At 55.4% G+C, this 17001-nt stretch carries 17 protein-coding genes and 1 riboswitch; of the genes, 5 read left to right on the plus strand and 12 right to left on the minus strand.

Annotation, left to right across the window (positions count from 1 at the left end):
- Positions 1-67 precede the first annotated feature (67 nt).
- From ACT3TJ_RS07150 to pdxR, 5 genes are all read right to left on the minus strand, one after another.
- Positions 68-472 carry a VOC family protein gene (locus ACT3TJ_RS07150; RefSeq protein ID WP_193056678.1) on the minus strand — a complete coding sequence of 135 codons (405 nt, stop codon included), beginning with the start codon at positions 470-472 and terminating at the stop codon, positions 68-70.
- A 38-nt stretch (positions 473-510) separates the two neighbouring features.
- Positions 511-1203: a uracil-DNA glycosylase family protein gene (locus ACT3TJ_RS07155; protein WP_193056679.1), complete on the minus strand. Its 693-nt coding sequence runs from the start codon at positions 1201-1203 to the stop codon at positions 511-513.
- 31 nt (positions 1204-1234) lie between these two features.
- Entirely contained in the window at positions 1235-1960 is a 726-nt protein-coding gene (gene pcsA / locus ACT3TJ_RS07160; protein ID WP_287076878.1) for a phosphatidylcholine synthase, read from the minus strand.
- 181 nt (positions 1961-2141) lie between these two features.
- Positions 2142-2750, minus strand: coding sequence for a DNA-3-methyladenine glycosylase I (locus ACT3TJ_RS07165; protein WP_193056680.1), 609 nt, complete (start codon positions 2748-2750; stop codon positions 2142-2144).
- Positions 2751-2787: 37 nt separating this feature from the next.
- Entirely contained in the window at positions 2788-4266 is a 1479-nt protein-coding gene (gene pdxR, locus ACT3TJ_RS07170) for a MocR-like pyridoxine biosynthesis transcription factor PdxR (protein ID WP_444621556.1), read from the minus strand.
- A 93-nt stretch (positions 4267-4359) separates the two neighbouring features.
- Between pdxR and ACT3TJ_RS07175 the strand changes: the two genes are divergently transcribed.
- A complete protein-coding gene (locus ACT3TJ_RS07175) occupies positions 4360-4815 on the plus strand; it encodes a GNAT family N-acetyltransferase (RefSeq protein ID WP_193056682.1) in 456 nt (151 codons plus the stop codon).
- A 79-nt stretch (positions 4816-4894) separates the two neighbouring features.
- Here the strand turns inward: ACT3TJ_RS07175 and ACT3TJ_RS07180 are convergent, their stop codons facing one another.
- The 3 genes from ACT3TJ_RS07180 to ACT3TJ_RS07190 form a co-directional block, all read right to left on the minus strand.
- Positions 4895-5392: a 6,7-dimethyl-8-ribityllumazine synthase gene (locus tag ACT3TJ_RS07180; protein ID WP_193056683.1), complete on the minus strand. Its 498-nt coding sequence runs from the start codon at positions 5390-5392 to the stop codon at positions 4895-4897.
- Positions 5393-5501: 109 nt separating this feature from the next.
- A riboswitch (FMN riboswitch) is annotated at positions 5502-5667 on the minus strand.
- A gap of 335 nt (positions 5668-6002) precedes the next feature.
- Entirely contained in the window at positions 6003-6851 is an 849-nt protein-coding gene (locus ACT3TJ_RS07185; protein ID WP_193056684.1) for an ABC transporter substrate-binding protein, read from the minus strand.
- A 222-nt stretch (positions 6852-7073) separates the two neighbouring features.
- Complete coding sequence (locus ACT3TJ_RS07190; protein WP_172117904.1) at positions 7074-7262, minus strand: YqaE/Pmp3 family membrane protein; 189 nt, start codon at positions 7260-7262, stop codon at positions 7074-7076.
- A gap of 450 nt (positions 7263-7712) precedes the next feature.
- Here ACT3TJ_RS07190 and ACT3TJ_RS07195 point away from each other — a divergent pair, with 450 nt between their 5' ends.
- Positions 7713-10805 (plus strand): bifunctional diguanylate cyclase/phosphodiesterase, encoded by a 3093-nt coding sequence (locus ACT3TJ_RS07195; protein WP_444621555.1) that lies wholly within the window; start codon positions 7713-7715, stop codon positions 10803-10805.
- Positions 10806-10807: 2 nt separating this feature from the next.
- Here the strand turns inward: ACT3TJ_RS07195 and ACT3TJ_RS07200 are convergent, their stop codons facing one another.
- The 4 genes from ACT3TJ_RS07200 to mobA are packed head-to-tail and all read right to left on the minus strand — an operon-like array spanning position 10808 to position 14678.
- Positions 10808-11839: a CobW family GTP-binding protein gene (locus ACT3TJ_RS07200; protein WP_444621554.1), complete on the minus strand. Its 1032-nt coding sequence runs from the start codon at positions 11837-11839 to the stop codon at positions 10808-10810.
- A 3-nt stretch (positions 11840-11842) separates the two neighbouring features.
- Entirely contained in the window at positions 11843-12835 is a 993-nt protein-coding gene (moaA, locus tag ACT3TJ_RS07205; RefSeq protein ID WP_441677462.1) for a GTP 3',8-cyclase MoaA, read from the minus strand.
- Positions 12832-14079: a molybdopterin molybdotransferase MoeA gene (moeA, locus tag ACT3TJ_RS07210; RefSeq protein WP_444621619.1), complete on the minus strand. Its 1248-nt coding sequence runs from the start codon at positions 14077-14079 to the stop codon at positions 12832-12834. Before moeA ends, moaA begins: the two co-directional genes overlap by 4 nt.
- Positions 14076-14678 (minus strand): molybdenum cofactor guanylyltransferase MobA, encoded by a 603-nt coding sequence (mobA, locus tag ACT3TJ_RS07215; RefSeq protein ID WP_444621553.1) that lies wholly within the window; start codon positions 14676-14678, stop codon positions 14076-14078. The genes moeA and mobA overlap by 4 nt, the downstream gene beginning before the upstream one ends.
- A gap of 242 nt (positions 14679-14920) precedes the next feature.
- Between mobA and ACT3TJ_RS07220 the strand changes: the two genes are divergently transcribed.
- Genes ACT3TJ_RS07220 through ACT3TJ_RS07230 form a run of 3 tightly spaced genes read left to right on the plus strand, consistent with a single transcriptional unit; the run spans position 14921 to position 16998 of the window.
- Positions 14921-15247 (plus strand): DUF1244 domain-containing protein, encoded by a 327-nt coding sequence (locus ACT3TJ_RS07220; protein WP_172117909.1) that lies wholly within the window; start codon positions 14921-14923, stop codon positions 15245-15247.
- A gap of 4 nt (positions 15248-15251) precedes the next feature.
- Entirely contained in the window at positions 15252-15770 is a 519-nt protein-coding gene (moaB, locus tag ACT3TJ_RS07225; RefSeq protein ID WP_444621552.1) for a molybdenum cofactor biosynthesis protein B, read from the plus strand.
- On the plus strand, positions 15763-16998 hold the full coding sequence (locus ACT3TJ_RS07230; protein WP_444621551.1) for a molybdopterin molybdotransferase MoeA: 1236 nt from the start codon (positions 15763-15765) through the stop codon (positions 16996-16998). The genes moaB and ACT3TJ_RS07230 overlap by 8 nt, the downstream gene beginning before the upstream one ends.
- The last annotated feature ends 3 nt before the right edge of the window (positions 16999-17001 follow it).

The raw sequence follows: 17001 nt of genomic DNA on the forward strand, positions 1-17001 counted from the left end.
AATAATGTTGAGTTTATCTTTTATCCACTCCCCGCAGGCGCGGGGGATGAACCTCTGGGCTAGTAACTCACGTCAGATCCATAAAGGGGTTGTAGGCGACTTCCCAGTAGTGGCCTTCCGGGTCGCGAAAATAACCGGAGTAACCGCCCCAGAACACTTCTTCTGCTGGTTTGATTAGCTCGGCGCCTGCGGCAACCGCTTGTTGAAGCACTTGGTCAACGGCCTCTTGGCTGGCGACGTTGTGGGCCAGCGTGATACCGCTGAAACCACCTTTTGAGTCGTCGGCAATGCCGATATCCTTAGCCAATGACGTTCTGGGAAAGAGCGATAGCCAGGCGCCTTCCATCTTGAAAAAGGCCACCTCGTCGCTGTCTGTCTCGTGTTCTGGCAGTCCCAGGCCGTCCCGATAGAACTGGATGGCGCGCTTTAGGTCATGCACACCGAGGGTAATCAGGCTGATCTTGGGTTTCATAGCGGTGCCCTTTAGATGTTGTTTTAAATAGGCCGCTGTCACAGGGTGAGGTTGTCTTGGCGCACGTCCAGCTGTTCCAGGCGCTGTTTCAAGAGGCCCGGAAAACGCGCATACCAGGTCTGATTGAGCGGCGAGGGGTGCGGCAGCGGGTAGAGCGTAAAGGTTTGCGCTGCGCCCTTGTCATCTTCTAGTGTCACCTCGATGCTACTCTCAAAGCGGTCCTCTTGCTTCCAGAAGGCTTCCAGGCGCGCACGCTCCTCTTTTGAGCGGCCGATACCGAACCACAGGAACGCTTCTCGGCCCAGCGTAATCAGCGTTCGTCCTTCCCAGCGCGATATCAGCACTTCGTTCATTAAACCGTGAAAGTGACGCTTAACCTTCATCGACCACGCCTTGTTGCCTAGGGGCTTGTAGGGCACGGTATTGATCCAGAAAAAGTGCTCGCCCACGGCTTTTGATGCCTCAAAATCCGGCATCGTCTCGCCGTAGAGCTGCTCATAAAGCGCTTTTCTGACCAACTGACCACCGGCACCGATAAACGGCTCGCCGTGACGCACCTCGTCGCGACCTGGGTCGCGGCCAAAAAAGCCGATGCGCAGGTTCGGCTTGCCAAGGCCGATGATCGGCGCCAATGGGTCGCGCCCAAAACGCTCGTAGACCTCGACATCAATTCCTTCGATGTCTGCCGCCAGGGCTCTGAATTTCTTCTCCTGAGTCGGGGTTAGCGACATCGTGCTACCTCCTTGTTAACCAATGTCGGGTTCAGACGAACCACTCCTGGGCTGTCCGCCATAAGCACATGCCAAAAAAGTAGACCGAGGCGACGCCCCATCCCCATAGTGCCCAAACGGCATGCTCAGTGCTTGGGAGAATAAGAAGCGTTGCACAGAGGCACCACAACAACGTAACGGCGATATTAAGCGGCATAAATTTGCGCACCCGGAAGGGGTGCAGGAACTTCATGCGGGTCACGGTGAGAATGGCCAGGACGATGATGGCGGCAAAGGTAAGCCAAGGCGGGAAGTCGAGAATGTAGAAATAGGCCGCAGCGATATTCCAGGCGGCCGGAAAGCCAACAAAATAGTTATCCTGGCTTTTCATATTGGTGTTGCAGAAACAGAACATCGACGAAAGCAGGATAATAAACACCGCCAGCAGTGAAAAACCGGTCGGCAAATCGATAAAGTAGTAGATAAACAGGGCGGGAATAAACGCCCAGGTAAGGTAATCAATGACCATATCCAGTGTTGAGCCATCGAAGTGCGGCAGGATGGTTTTCACTTCATACTTGCGCGCCAACGTGCCGTCGAAGCCATCTACCATCATCGCCGCCCCCAGCCAGAGCAGGCAAGCCACCGGATTGTCGTCGATCAAAGCGAATAGCGCCATGACGCCCAGTAGTACGCCGCTAGCGGTGAGAGCATGTACGCTCCATGCTTTGCATCGCGATGCGTGAGAGTCTGCTTGCGAAGAGAGCGGTTGAGCCACATTAAACCCCGTTGAGAACGTTATGTTCTGCTGCTGTTTGGTGTATAGATAAGCGTGTCAGTCGATACACTACTACAAGAAGGCATACCGAGAATACGCAGGCCGTTGAGCTGCTCTAAGCATGGCCGTTTCTGACGCCGTCCGCCAGGCGACTGTTGGCGTCCTAACGTATGTAGAAGCCCTAGACGGGCCGCTGAAACTGCAAGCGTGCCTGCTCTACGCGTTCACGTGTTACGCAGGTCAGCGAATGGTCATTGAGCAGCCCCATCGCCTGCATCAACGCAAAGGCCGTAGTGGGGCCTATAAATTTCCAGCCGCGTTTCTTCAGCGCTTTGGAGAGCGCGATGGATTCAGGCGAGACGGTCTGGGTTTGCGGCGCTTTTAACGCATCATGTGCTGGCTCGAAGCGCCAGAAGAATGCCGCCAGCGAACCTTCCTGTATGACTAATTCCTGTGCCCGTTGCGCGTTATTGATCGCCGCCTCAATTTTGCCGCGATGGCGAATAATGCCCGCGTCTTGCAGTAATCGCTCCACATCACACTCATCAAAACGCGCGACCTGATGAAAATCGAAGTGATGAAAGGCCGCGCGAAAGTTCTCGCGCTTGTTGAGAATCGTCCGCCAGCTCAAGCCGGACTGAAAGCTCTCCAGGCAGAGCTTTTCAAACAGGCGCTGATCGTTATCAACCGGAAAGCCCCACTCGTTATCGTGGTAGGGCAGAAACTCCGGTGCACCGCCGCACCAGTAGCAGCGGGCGTGCCCATCGGGGGCGATAAATTCGTTCGCCATAGTGATTCCCCTGTTTTAGTTATAAAAATGTCAGAATTTATAACGATGTTAGATTTAGCCATGCGTGGCTGAGCCAGCGGCCCGCACGTAGTAGCTCATCCTCCGTCGCACCCGCATAGCCCAGCACAAGCCCCGCACGCTGAGGTTTCCCCAGATAGTACCGGGAGAGTGGGGGGAGCGTAATGTGTGCCTGTTGGGCCAGCTCAACCAGGCGCGTTTCCTGATTTAAAGTATCCAACTCGGCGACCAGATGCATCCCCGCATGGCCTGAGGAGAGCTTTAAACCGGCGTCAATAGCAGGGGCCAGTGCACGGCGCAGGCAGGCTTGGCGCTGGCGATAGCCCATGCGCATTCGGGCGATATGGCGTGAAAAGTCACCTTTGGCAATGAACTCAGCAAGCGCCGACTGAATGGGATAGTTGCCTTCGCGGTGCAGGCGAGCGTGAGCCAACCGAAACGTATCGGCCAACGCCTCGGGCAGCACGATATAACCCAGCCTAAGCCCTGGATAGAGCACCTTGCTGAACGTGCCGATATAGATGACCGACGCCTGTTCCGATAAACCTTGAAGCGACGGCGTGGGCGGCGTGTCGTAGCGAAACTCGCTGTCGTAGTCATCCTCAACAACCCAGGCGCCGTGCCTGGCGGCGTGTTCGAGTAATGCCAAGCGTCGTGGAACCGGCATGGTAACGCCGCTCGGGTATTGGTGGGAGGGCGTCACGTAGATCAACCGCGGCGAAGGCGTATTAGCTGGACAAAGCAACGGATTTAGTCCCTCTTCATCCACCGGGACAGGGATAATGTTCAGTCCCGCTGCCAAAAAGCAGGTTTGCGCGCCGCCGTAGCCGGGTTCTTCCATCCACACTGTGTCGCCGCTATCGGTCAGCAGCTGGGCCACCAGCTCGAACGCCTGCTGCGCGCCTTGCGTGATCACAATCTGCTCAGGGTGACAGCGCACTGCGCGGGAAAGCATCAGGTAATCACCCAATGCCTCTTTCAGCGCGGGCAAGCCGCCATGCGTTTGATAGGAAAGCCATGCCGTATCGGCCTGGCGATAGTGGCGCCTTAAAAGGCGTTGCCACTGAGCGTGGGGGAACAGATCCAGCCCCGGCACGCCCGGCGCAAACGCTTGATAGTGCTGGCTTAGCGTGCCGCAGCGGTCAATCAGCGCCTGCCCACGTGTTGAGTAGCTAAACGCCGCTTCCAAAAGTGGCTTGGGATGAGTCGGAAGCGTAGGCAAGTTGGCCACATACATGCCCGCGCCCCGCCGAGAAACCACTAGCCCCTCGGCTAGCAGGCGGTCCATTGCCGCTAATACGGTATTACGGCTGATACCCAAGCCGCGCGCTAGGTGCCGTGAAGAGGGCAAATGACTCCCGGCGGCCAGTTCGCCGTGTTGAATCCAACGGCGCAACGCGCTGTAAAGCTGATGTACCAGCGTGGTGGTCTCTTGGGTGCCAATCTGTAGCGCCAAGGCATCAATAAGCCATTCACTCGACGGCGTTCGCTGCTTCACTGGTTCCCTCGCTATTTAATAAACTGGTCCTTCACCAAGAGCCACTATAACGAGAGACTTGCCTATTCCCACCTCTTTTTAAGGAGCGCCACTGTGAATAATGTTCGGGCTGCCGTACTTGATGACTTGGACGCGCTTAGCGTGCTGCTGGATGACTATCGCCAGTTTTATCAGCAACAAAGCGACCTAAAGGGCGCCCGCTACTTTTTAAATCAGCGCTTTGGGTTGGGCGACTCGTTCATTCTGGTGAGTGAAGAGGCGCAGGGAACAATCAGCGGTTTTGTGCAGCTTTTTCCCGGCTTATCGACGGTAGGCATGAATGCACGATGGACGTTGAACGATCTTTACGTGCTGCCTGAGTATCGCCGCCAAGGCGTAGGCCGGGCGCTAATGAGCGCCGCCGCCGATTTGGCCCAGGACCACGGCGTCGCAAGGCTGGTACTGATGACGCAGGTGGAGAACAAGCGCGCGCAGCACCTGTATGAAACGCTTGGCTGGCAGCGCAACACGGCGTTTTATAGCTATCTGCTGGATGTGAATGAGGCGTGAGTAGAGCAGGAGAATCAAGCAGAGAATTACGTTCGCTGATGGGGCTCTTGGCCCGGCATTCGCCGGGCCAGGATAGTGCTTACGCGTCGCTAAGTTTGCGTGCGCGGTGCAGATTTTCCATGGTGTTCAGGCACGCACTGGCGGCTTCCTTACCTTTGGTCAGGAAGTGCTGGAAATAAAAGTCGTGATGAGTGCTGTGCTCATGGAAATGGTGCGGCGTGAGCACCACCGAAATGACTGGCACTTGGGTGTCGAGCTGGACGCGCATCATGCCGTCGATGACCGCGTGAGCGACGAAGTCGTGGCGATAGATGCCGCCATCTACCACAAAGCCAGCACCGACAATCGAGCCATAGCGGCCGCTTTCAGCCAGTACCTTGGCTTGCAGCGGAATTTCATAGGCGCCTGAAACGGTAAACGTATCCACCTGGTCAGCAGATAAACCGTTGCGCTCCACTTCCTCAATAAATGCCTGGTAGGCCTGGCCGACGATATCGTTGTGCCAATGGCCCTGGATAAACGCAATGCGCTGGGACGTGGTATGTGAGGAGAGTGTTAAAGGAAAGGTCTGATTCATGGTCATTCTCTTGGATAAGTGGTACCAGAATCAGGGCATTCGGCATCCGCCATAGGCATAACGTACGCCTCCAGGGGGCTTTCACCGTGGAATAACGCCGTTGAATGGATGCCGTTCTCTTTCATCCGGACTATCACCGTCGGCTTCGGTTTCTCACCGAATCTGCTGACCTCTCACGGGCAGACCAGTGAGAGCGCTCGCGGGCTTAGGCCGCTTTCGTTAGGAAAGGTACCATCACCGCCGGTGGGGACTTTCACCCCGCCCTGAGAACATTGCTGCATAGCAGCCTACCTATCTTACGCCGATTGTGAATGCGCAGCTAGAGGCCAAGTAAAACCTTATCGAGCGTGCTGCTTAATCGACCCAATCGGCATTTACCAGTTCGGTAAGCCGTTTGGGACAGGCACTATTGGAGGAGCTTGCGGCGGCAGTGCTTCGTTATACGCCAAAAGCGACTCATCACAATAAATGGGCACGTTGGTCGCCAAACCAACGGACATACGCCGCCCGGGTGACTGGTGCGCTCCATTGTATACGTTAAGCATTGATACCTAATGAAAAGCCCCCGGTCTAGCGACACGGGGGCTTGGTCATGCATCGTGGTAGACGCTTATAGCGCTTCAACGACCTCATCAACTTGCAGTTTCAGGCTCTGCAGGCCGCCGCCTGATAAGTACCAAAGGGCCGGGGGCAGTACGACCAGGCGTGTATCCGGTGTGCCCGCGTCTGCTAGCGCTTGCGTTAACGCATCGGTATCAGCGGCGTCGTTACCAATGGCGGCGCTGCGGTCAACCACCAGCAATACGTCGGGTTGGATTTCACCAATGGCATCCATCGTCAGCGGCGTAAAGGTGCGGCTACCGCGCGTTATGCTGGTAACACTATCTGGCATTTCTAATGTGTTGATACCCAGTACGTCATGGACGACCGGATGGGTGTTCAACCCTAGGTTGCCGTCATTGGAGGTAACCACCAGTACGCGCAACGCTTCATCCAGCGCTTGGCGGTGGTTTTCAATATCGGTGTGCAGCTCTTTTAGTGCTTCTTCAGCGCGCTCTTCAACACCGGCATGGCTGGCAAGCTGGCGCACGTTGTCGTCAAAGGCTACCAAGTAATCATCGCCCTGTAGGCTGGTATTGAGCACCGGGGCGATCTCTTCGAACTCCGCTTCCCACTCGCCTTGACGGCCAGTGTAAAGGATAAGGCTGGGCTCGCTTGCGGCAACGGCTTCAAGGTCAGGAGAGCGTAAGCCGCCAAGGTCGGTATACGCGTCGTCGTTATAGGTTGACAGGTAGTCGGGCAGAATCTGTTTGGGAATCCCCACGATTTGGTCACTAACACCCAGTGCATCCAGCGTATCCAGGCTGCCTAAATCAAAGGTGGCAATACGTTCCTGGGCATGAGCAACAGAGCTAACCGCTGTGACAAGCAGTGTTGTGACGAGAACCTTGGGCTTCATGGGTATTCCTTTTATGAGAAAAAGTTTTATATGAGACTATTTCTCATATTGGCAAAAAAATGAGGCGCTGTCGTTACCGTGTTATGGAACAGGGCGTTTCACTTTTTCGTTTTGGTGGGACTATCGAGGATTGGCGTTGTCAGAAGGGGAGCACGTATATGGGCGTTATAAAGCACTATCCCGCCTTACTGGGCGGGATAGTTAAGGTGCTGGGCAGGAGGACTATCTGCCGGAAGCGTTACGAATCTTTTTATCGGTTTGATATTGGCTCAGCGCATAGACAGACCAGATCGCCGCGGGCACCCAGCCAATGATAGTAAGCTGGAGTACCAGGCAGATAAGCCCGGCAAAAGGGCGACCGATGGTAAAGAACTGAAGCCACGGCAGTAGCAGGGCGAGTAGCAGACGCATGTCATTCTCTCCTTGATCTAAACAGCGAAAGGTTAAGTAACCGATGGCACATTATTGCAGATTGGCTGTTGCTACGCATATTCATTACACCACCGCTGCCAACATTAACCTGCCGCTGGTTGATTGAAGCAGTTTTCGTACAAAGCCTGGAAATGCCGTTTTCCCTTGGCGCACAGCGATAATAAAGCCAGATAATCGTGAGAATAGCAGTGAGAATTAAGCGTAATGTTTTTGTCTGCTGCCTCCATGCGCCAATGAAGAGCATTTTATGTTTGTAATATGATAAATCGCGCTACTAAGGCACTCTAAATGGATGGAATGATTAAATTGTTTGCCGTTATTCTATCTAACGGTTGGCAGGATAAAGGGTAATGCTGACGACGTTTACGTGGCACATCATCACATCAATTTATGCGTTCTCTTTTGTTCTCTGGCCAAGGTCGATGCGCTATGCCTGTTGTAGATATGTTGATGAGAAAGGACCAGAACAAAGAGAGCGAAAAGTATGCCGATGATGCCTTTCGCCGCCAACGTCGCAATGTCTACGCGTTATACGTTGCTGCTTTACTGCTGCTGTTCAGCCTGTTCGGCTGGTTTTTAAAGGAGCAGCGTGAGCAGGAGATAGCCTCTGCTGAGGCGCAGAGCGATGCGCGTGCCAGCCTGATTGGTGAGTGGGTAGAAAGCATCTTCTCTCAAACGTACCACGTGCTGGTCAGTGTCGCTGACCTTCAGAACATGCCTGATGTGGTCAGCGCCACGCAAATGTCCCGAATGTTAAGCGATCGTCATCGCTATGCCCCCCCGGTCCAACGAGTGGGTCTGTTGGATAGCCAGGGAATCATGATCGCCAGTAGTGGAGATAACCACTATCAGGGAGCGGATTTTAGTCACCAGGATTTTTATAAAGTCTTGAGCGACCCTGACTATCCCATGGAGGACATCGTTACTCCGCTTTACTGGTCCAGCGAGGAACAAACCTACTCTCTGATACACGCGTTACGTCTGACAGATTCATCAGGTGCCTTTGCGGGCATGGCATCAGCACGTGTGGCATCACAAGCATTTGCCGACATGGTTAACCAAATGCAAATTCGTCAGGGTGAAAGCATCGCCCTGGTAGACGCCACGCTTACATTAATCGCCCGCAATCCTGGTGACGAGCACACGCAAACCGGGGGGCAAGTGGAAGGTGCGACCGTACAACGCGTCCTGAACAGCGGCCAGACCCCGTGGTCGGACGTGATGTGGTCCACTTTGGATCAGCGTGAGCGAATTTTTTGGATACAGCGCGTTGGAAACTACCCGATATGGGTGGTCGTCGGTATGAATTTGGACGAGGTGTTAGCGGGGTGGCGTCAGCGCGCCGGGATTACCATCGGTATCTTTATCGCTATTACGTTGTTGGGTGCATGGGGAGTTCGTCATTACCTTAAACGGATAAGGTTAGCTCAGTTATTACAACATCGCCTTAAAGAGCTTGATCAGGCGCGTACCCAGGCCCAGACAGGAGAAGCTCAGCTCAGAACGCTTATTAACTCTATCCAGGACTTGATCATCGTTTTCGACCAAAACAATCAAATCACCTATACGCATGCCCTGGATGAAGGAATGTTGCTGAAAGGCAACGATAGTCTGTTAGGGAAACATTATAACGAGGTAATGCCCGCTGATTTATCCAAACGTTTTGATACTGTCTTTGAGCAGGTAAGGCAACATCGCCAAGCGGTTACGCTTGAGTATCAGTTGAGGGTGCCTAGGGGAGAACACTTTTTTCAGGCCGTAGTAAGCCCCTTGGTGCATCCTGATGGCCGCTTTTCCGGCACGTTGCTGGTCGCGCGCGATATTACCGAAGCCAAACAGAGTGAAGCGGAGCTTAATATCGCGGCCGCCGCTTTTCAGGCGCACCTGGGGATTATCATCGCCGATGCCGAAGGAAAAATACTAAAAGCCAATCCCATGTTTACTCAGATCACCGGCTATAGCGAAGCCGAAGTGATTGGCCGTGACGCAAAGATGTTTAATTCGAACCGTCACGACCCTGGTTTCTATCGCCATTTATGGCGCAGCGTCAAACAGCATGGCCGTTGGGAAGGCGAAGTTTGGAACCAGCGCAAGAACGGCGATATCTTTCCCGAGTGGGTCGTTATTAGCTCAATTCGCAATGCTGACCAGCAGCTAACCCATTACGTGGCCACCGTTGTCGATATTAGCGAGCGCAAAGCCGCTGAACAGGAGATCCACCAACTGGCGTTTTATGATTCGGTGACGGAGCTGGCGAATCGCCGCCTCTTTATGGACCGCTTGGGTGCAGCGCTTAAAGAGGCGCGCCGACATCGCTCTTATGGTGCGCTTCTGCTGATCGATATCGATCATTTCAAACAGGTTAACGATGTGTTTGGGCACTCTATCGGTGACCGTTTGCTTCAGGGTGTTGCGCGTCTGCTTCATCAACAGCTGCGGGAAAGCGATACCTTGGCACGTTTTGGCGGTGATGAGTTCGCGATACTCATTCAGTCGCTGGATACCGATGCGGCTAAAGCGGCTCAGTTGGCTGAGCTCATCGCCCATAAGTTGATGGTTGCCATACGCCGCACCAGTTCACTCATTGAGCACTCGGTCAGCGTGACGGCCAGCATCGGTATCACCCTTTTGGACTATTCGACCAACGAGCAAAATGAGTATCTTCAGCAGGCGGATATGGCGCTATTTCAAGCCAAGGCGAGAGGCCGTGACACGCTGTGCTTTTTTGACCCCGATATGCAGGCAACGCTGTTAGCCTCAACGCATCTGGAACGTGACTTGCGGCAGGCACAGGTGCTTGACCAGTGGCAGCTTTATTACCAGCCCCAGGTGGAAGTAAATGGAAAGACGACCGGGGTCGAGGCGCTTTTGCGCTGGCAGCATCCCGAGCGGGGTCTTGTATCACCCGGGGACTTTATACCGCTGTTAGAGAGTACCGGCCTGATTATTGAAGTAGGTGCATGGGTGCTGGAGAGGGCCTGCTACCAGTTGGCGAGCTGGGCACAGCATGATCGGTTCTGCCACTTGACGATGTCGGTAAATATCAGCCCTCTGCAGTTTCACGATGCTGAGTTTATACCGCGTATCACGGCTATCTTTGAACGTACCCAAGCACCGCTTGACCGCTTAAAGCTTGAAGTGACAGAGTCGCTGTTTGTGGATGACCGCGACAGGGCCCGCGATAAAATGTTGTTCCTAAAAGCGCTGGGCGTTCGCCTCTCACTGGATGATTTTGGGACCGGTTATTCATCCCTTGCCTACCTGGCCCAGCTACCCTTGGACCAACTGAAAATAGACCAGAGTTTTGTGCGCCAGGTGCTGACCAGTAGCGCGAATGCGGCGATTGTCGAGAGTACCATTGCGCTGGCAAAAAGCCTGAACCTGGAGGTGATCGCCGAAGGAGTCGAAACCCAGGCGCAGCAGGCGTGGTTATTCGCCCATGGCTGCCACGCCTATCAAGGTTATCTGTTTGGGCGCCCGGTCACCATCGACGCGTTGGAAGCGGAGCTTGATGTTTTTTGATATCAGCCGTTTTGATGAAATGGCGCGGGGGTGAGCATTGACGCAAGTGCCGTGATATCTGGCACCGTACTCGCCAGCGCTTCAGGGATAATGATTTCCAGCCGAGAGTCCTGCCGCCAGGCGCTACTTTCTACGTTTAGCGCACCATCAGCGCGGTTAAGCTGCTGCCAGCCGCTGGTCGTATGAAACACGCCTTTAATACGGGCATCACGGGGTAATTCACCTAAACATTGCGCCAGGCTGTCCAGGTCAAAGTGCTCGTCAGGGTGCCAGCGCAATCCCAAGCTTACATAGCCCAGCGCCACACCGGTTTCCTGCTGTGGTGCGCCTTTGGCTGGCGGAAAGTCAAAAAATCCGCCCTCCAAACCAGGGGGCGCGGTTAATGTGCGGTGTGCTTCCGGAACGGCCAAGTCGTGGGCAGGACTTTGGCCACTGTGCGTTAATCGCTCAAGTGACAGTTCGCCATTGGTAACCGGCTCGACCCATTTACGCGGCGGCCATAAGGCATTGGCAAACTGCAGCGCTGCCTGCTGCTGTTGATCGGTGGCCTGGTCCCATAAGGTGATGGCTACCGCATCGGCGATCGCCAACTGGTCCTGAAACGTTTCATGATTGAGCGCACGCGGATCATCCAGGCGGCGTGGGTCCAGCGTGGCAATAATATCGCGCACATCAACGACAGCGTGAAAGGCCTCGCCGCGCAGCAGGTCCAGCAAACCGGCGGGGTGGCCAAGACCAGAGGGCTCGATAATCACGCGGTCTGGCTTACTGCGCGCCAGCAGGTTAACAAGCGCTGCCTGCATAACAAAGGCGAGCTGACAGCACAAACAGCCGCCAGGTAAGCCTTTAATAACGATATCGTCACGTTGCTCAAACATCGCCTGGTCGATACCAATTTGACCGAACTCATTCACTAAAATGGCCCACGTTTCATGCGCAGGCTTTTGTTCAATCAGACGGTGAATGAGGGTGGTTTTACCACTTCCCAAAAAGCCGGTGATGATATGAACCGGCACTTTTGCCAACGCTGCCACGAGTTAACCCCCTGTCATATTCATAAAGCGAACAACCTGAATGTCGCCGTCGGTCGTGAAATGGTGCCGCTCGGGTTTGAGCGGTAGTGCATTCACAATCGCCTCTTTAAGGCGCGGCATATCACCGGGATAGCGGCGCAGCACGGCGCGCAAGTCGACCGAATGTTCGTTACCCAAACAGAGCAATAAACGGCCTTCTACCGTGACCCGCACGCGATTACAGGTGTCGCAGAAGTTGTGGCTGTGCGGCGATATAAAGCCAACCCGGCTGTCACTGTCGGCCATTCTAAAGTAGCGCGACGGGCCTGGCGTGGTTTCGGTGGTCGGGGTTAGCGTATAGCGCTTTTCAATCAGGGCCTGTACATCATCACTTGAGTAGAAGGTTTCTGCGCGTGAGTGATCGGACACATCGCCCAGCGGCATCTCTTCAATAAAGCTGATATCCAGCCCTTCGTCACGCGCAAAGTCGACAAGGTCCAGCACCTCATCATCATTACGACCTTTTAAAATGACCGCATTTAACTTGATGCGGGTAAATCCGGCCTCTTTTGCAGCATGGATGCCGTCAATAACGCGTGTTAAATCGCCGGTGCGGGTGAGCTTTTTAAAGCGCTCCGGGTCCAGTGAATCCAGGCTTATATTGAGACGGCGCAGGCCACCTGCATAAAGCCGTTTGGCATGTTTACGCAGGCTGGCGCCATTGGTGGTCATGGTGAAGTCGCTAAGCCCGGGCAGCTGGCCAATGTCATCTACCAGCTGTTCTATGTCCCGGCGCACCAGGGGCTCACCACCGGTCAGGCGAATTTTTTCAACACCCAGTTCGGTAAAGGCCTGGGCGACCATGCTGATCTCTTCAAGGGTGAGCACTTGGGCACGCGGGAGAAACGTCATTTCCTCGCTCATGCAGTACACGCAGCGGAAGTCACAGCGGTCGGTCACCGAGATGCGGACATAGCTAACTCGGCGACCAAAGTCATCTATTAGTTGCTTAGTCATGGCCATCTCACAAGTGGTTGAATGCAGACTACCTCGCCAGCTTGTGCACCGTCCTGGTCTTCGGGTAGCTCGATCAGACAGTTAGCCGCGACCATCGAACTTAACATGCCGGACCCTTGAGCACCGGTCGTGCGTACGTGGAGCACACCTTGCGTATCGCTATGGTAAATGCCGCGCAAAAAATCGGTACGCTGGTAGCGGCTGTTAAGCACTTCATCCGCGACAGCGTAAAGCCTGGGTGGCGGAGTCATGGGGAATGCCTGCAAGTGATGGAGCAACGGCACGACAAACTGTGAAAAGGTTACCATGACAGCGACAGGGTTGCCGGGCAAGCCCACAAAGGGCGTACGCGACTCTCCCAGCCAGCCGCAGGCCAGTGGCCGCCCTGGGCGTAAAGCAACGCGCCAAAACGTTAGTTGGCCCAGTTGTTCAAGGGCAGGCCGCGTAAAGTCAGCTTCACCCGCCGATACACCGCCGCTGGTGAGCACTAGGTCACTCACTTGGGCGGCCTGTGATAACGCCTTACGTATCGTTTGCTGATCATCGGGAAGAATACCCAGATCAATCACCTCAGCGCCCTGTTCGGTTAATAAGCCCATCAAGGTAAACCGATTGGCATCATAAATGCGGGCATTCTCCAGCGGCTCGCCAGGCGCTGTGACTTCATCGCCGGTGGAAAACAGCGCAACGGTCGGCGGTCGAATCACGCAAACGTGTGCGACGCCGAGCGATGCCAGTAGCCCCATACTCGCGGCATCCAAACGCGTTCCTTTTGAAAGCGCCAGGTTGCCCTTGAGAATATCTTCCCCGGCCAAGCGTACGTTCTGGCCACGCTTAACGCGCTCAGGGTTTGCGATGTGGAGGTGCTCGCCGTGCGTTGTTAACTGCTCCTGCATAATGACCGTATCGGCGCCCTCCGGTAGCGGGGCACCCGTGGTAATCCGAACGCAAGCGCCTGGCGGCACGGCGCCATGAAAACCATGCCCTGCGAGTGAATGACCGATAAGCGGCCATTGGGGTGGCTGTGTGTCTGGCCAGGCAAGGGCGATACCATCCATCGCGGCGTTGGTGCTGGGCGGTACGTTGATCGGCGCCATAATATCGTGCGCCAAGCGGCGGCCATGGGCACGATGTAGGTCAATGACTTCATGGGCCAGCGGTCTTTCAATAAGCGTCGTCAGCGCTTGGCGGGCTTCATCCACGCTTAGCATCTGGTCGCCAAGTTCAAAGCAGGAGAGCGTCATGGTACGTTCCTGGCGGATAGGCATTGCGCTTCCAAGCGGCTTTTCTCTTCGGCGGTATTGAGATTGGCGAAGGCGTCGAGACAGTCGGACATATCCACACGGCGCATATTATGACGTGCGTACCAGCGCTGAATTTTACGCTCGCCGCTTTTCAGGGCCGCCTGAAGATCATCCGCCAGTGCGGTGCGTATCAAGGCCACCGTAGGATGCAGATCCTGACCATCAAACGCCACGGCGATATCGGCACTTTGTATGCCTGCCAGCATTCGTGCGACCAGGTTGTCCGGGAGAAGCGGCGTATCGCAAGGAGCTATCAATAGCCACGGCGTGTTTGCTGCGCGCAGCCCGCTATAAATGCCCATTAAAGGACCCTGGAAGCCTGACTCCGCATCACTGATCACACGCCCAAACAGGCGGTAGGCGTCAAGATTACGGTTAGCGCTAATCAGCAGTTCAGCAACCTGCCCTTCAAGCCTGGCCGCTGTGTGGGCAAACAGAGGTAGCCCAGCAAAGGGCTCCAGCCCCTTATCGCGCCCGCCCATGCGGCGGCCTTCGCCACCAGCGAGCACCATGCCGGTTAATGCGTGGGTCGTGATCATTGGCATGTCTCCTCTGGCCGATCAGCCTTGCCATTTCCAAGTGTAGATCCCTTGTCGCTATGATGGCGGCCAAGGGCCTTGCTTGTCTATGCGCTTGTCTATGCGTTAGATGCTTGATGGTAAGCACTATGACCCATATCAAACAGTGGGTTCGCCTGGCTACGTTATCGGGTGGAACAGCGCCTATAAGCGGTGTCTTTTGGTATGCTGCACGACAGTCACTTTTTATGAGGGAAACGCTAATGTCAGATTTTAACGAGTTTGATCAGGCTACTCGCACTGAGCTTGAGGCTGCTGCCTTTCGGCGTTTGCTGAGCCACCTGGACGATAACAAGGACGTACAGAATATCGACCTGATGATCCTGGCGGACTTTTGCCGTAACTGCCTTTCCAAATGGCTGGTGAGCGCAGCCGAAGAGCGAGGCGAGCGGCTTGATTACGAAGCCGCGCGCGAGTATGTCTACAAAATGCCCTACAGCGAGTGGAAAACGCACTATCAGGGCACTGCAACGCCTGAACAGTTGGCGGCGTTGGACGCTCGTCAAGCCAAGAAAAGCGGTCAGGAGTAGCGTTATGGAGCCGATGGTTGCCCTCAACATAGCCATACTGACGATTTCAGATACGCGCACCGAAGAGAATGATCGCTCCGGTCAGCAGTTGACCGAGAGTTTGACCGCCGCCGGCCATCGGCTCGCCGATAAGCGTATTGTGGCTGATGATATCTACCAGATTCGCGCTATCGTGGCCCAGTGGATTGCCGACGCCGGAGTGCAGGTGGTTATTACTACCGGCGGCACCGGCTTTACCGGCCGTGATTCCACACCGGAAGCCATTTCGGTACTGCTGGATAAGCACATCGAAGGATTTGGCGAGCGTTTTCGTCAACTAAGTGGCGAGGAGATTGGCAGTTCCACCATTCAAAGCCGCTGCTTGGGTGGCCTGGCGAATGCCACGGTCATCTTCTGTCTGCCCGGCTCAACCGGTGCTTGCCGTACGGGCTGGGAAGGCATTTTGAAAGAGCAGCTCGATAGCCGCCACAAACCGTGCAATTTTGCCAACCTGGTGATTCCCGAGCGAGGTCAGCATGGCTGATTTGCAGCCGACTGATTTGCAAACAGCTGATTTGCAAACAGTAAGTGCCGCGCTTGAAGCGCTGCTGGCTGGCGTGAGCCCCGTCAGTGCGGAAGAAGCCGCCTTGGGCGCCGCTGGCGGGCGAGTGCTGGCTGACGACGTGATGGCAGCGCTTAACGTCCCGCCCTTTGATAACAGTGCGATGGACGGCTATGCGTTGCGCACAAGCGATGCGGGCCGGTGGCTGCCCATCAGCCAGCGCATTGCGGCGGGAACACAGGTAGTGCCGCTGGCACCCGGCAGCTGTGCTCGCATCTTTACCGGTGGCGAATTGCCAGAAGGTGCGGACTGCGTCGTCATGCAGGAGCGCGTTAGCGTTGAGGCAGGCAAGGCCTTGATACCGGACAATATTCCGCCTGACGATAATGTGCGCCGCCAAGGGCGGGACGTGCGTGTGGGCGACTGTTTACTCAACAAAGGGCTGCGCTTAGAAGCGGCCGCGTTGGGGCATTTAGCGGGGCAGGGCATTATCCAGGTGAGCGTACGCCGCCGCCCTAAGGTTGTCCTGCTCTCGACCGGCGATGAAATCGTCGACCCCGGCACGCCGCTGGCACCGGGGCACATTTATAACTCCAACCGACCCATGTTAAAGCGCCTGCTTGAGCGCTTTGGCGCTGATGTGGTGCAGGTCGTTAGTGTGCCGGATGACTACGCTCAAACGGTGGCGCTATTAACCCAGGCCGCCGCTGACGCCGATGTCGTGGTAAGCACTGGTGGTGTCAGTGTGGGGGAAGAAGACCACGTTAAGGCCGCGCTTGATGCCTTGGGCGAGCTGGATTTATGGCGCTTGGCCATACGTCCAGGCAAGCCCTTGGCGCTAGGCCGCTTGCCTCGCGCTGACGGCAGTGAGGCAAGGTTTGTGGGGTTGCCGGGCAATCCGGTTTCGGGGTTTGTGGGGGCCTGGCTATTTTTGCGCCCGCTCATGGGAGCGTTGTTGGCTTGCCCGGCACTGAAGGCATTGCCAACGTTAACCGCAGCGGCGAATTTTGAGACCTCGACCGGGCCGCGCCAGCACTATATGCGTGTAACGCTTAATTTTTCACCTTCCGGTATAACGGCCCAGGCCTTTGCTGACCAGAACTCCGGCGTATTGTCGTCGTGTATTGAGGCCGATGCCTTGGCGGTTATTCCTCCCCATCATCAGGTAACGCCAGGCGATACCGTTAGCTGCTTATGGTTGGTGGAGTAAGCA

This window comes from Halomonas sp. AOP30-A1-24, assembly GCF_052378165.1.
GTDB lineage: Bacteria > Pseudomonadota > Gammaproteobacteria > Pseudomonadales > Halomonadaceae > Vreelandella > Vreelandella citrativorans.

What these genes read in the sequence shown, in the direction of transcription:
- ACT3TJ_RS07150 (WP_193056678.1), bottom strand. Translation starts at nt 472, where the DNA reads ATGAAACCCAAGATCAGCCTGATTACCCTCGGTGTGCATGACCTAAAG.
- ACT3TJ_RS07155 (WP_193056679.1), bottom strand. Translation starts at nt 1,203, where the DNA reads ATGTCGCTAACCCCGACTCAGGAGAAGAAATTCAGAGCCCTGGCGGCA.
- ACT3TJ_RS07165 (WP_193056680.1), bottom strand. Translation starts at nt 2,750, where the DNA reads ATGGCGAACGAATTTATCGCCCCCGATGGGCACGCCCGCTGCTACTGG.
- ACT3TJ_RS07180 (WP_193056683.1), bottom strand. Translation starts at nt 5,392, where the DNA reads ATGAATCAGACCTTTCCTTTAACACTCTCCTCACATACCACGTCCCAG.
- ACT3TJ_RS07185 (WP_193056684.1), bottom strand. Translation starts at nt 6,851, where the DNA reads ATGAAGCCCAAGGTTCTCGTCACAACACTGCTTGTCACAGCGGTTAGC.
- ACT3TJ_RS07190 (WP_172117904.1), bottom strand. Translation starts at nt 7,262, where the DNA reads ATGCGTCTGCTACTCGCCCTGCTACTGCCGTGGCTTCAGTTCTTTACC.
- ACT3TJ_RS07195 (WP_444621555.1), top strand. Translation starts at nt 7,713, where the DNA reads ATGCCTGTTGTAGATATGTTGATGAGAAAGGACCAGAACAAAGAGAGC.
- moaA (WP_441677462.1), bottom strand. Translation starts at nt 12,835, where the DNA reads ATGACTAAGCAACTAATAGATGACTTTGGTCGCCGAGTTAGCTATGTC.
- moeA (WP_444621619.1), bottom strand. Translation starts at nt 14,079, where the DNA reads ATGACGCTCTCCTGCTTTGAACTTGGCGACCAGATGCTAAGCGTGGAT.
- mobA (WP_444621553.1), bottom strand. Translation starts at nt 14,678, where the DNA reads ATGATCACGACCCACGCATTAACCGGCATGGTGCTCGCTGGTGGCGAA.
- ACT3TJ_RS07220 (WP_172117909.1), top strand. Translation starts at nt 14,921, where the DNA reads ATGTCAGATTTTAACGAGTTTGATCAGGCTACTCGCACTGAGCTTGAG.
- moaB (WP_444621552.1), top strand. Translation starts at nt 15,252, where the DNA reads ATGGAGCCGATGGTTGCCCTCAACATAGCCATACTGACGATTTCAGAT.
- ACT3TJ_RS07230 (WP_444621551.1), top strand. Translation starts at nt 15,763, where the DNA reads ATGGCTGATTTGCAGCCGACTGATTTGCAAACAGCTGATTTGCAAACA.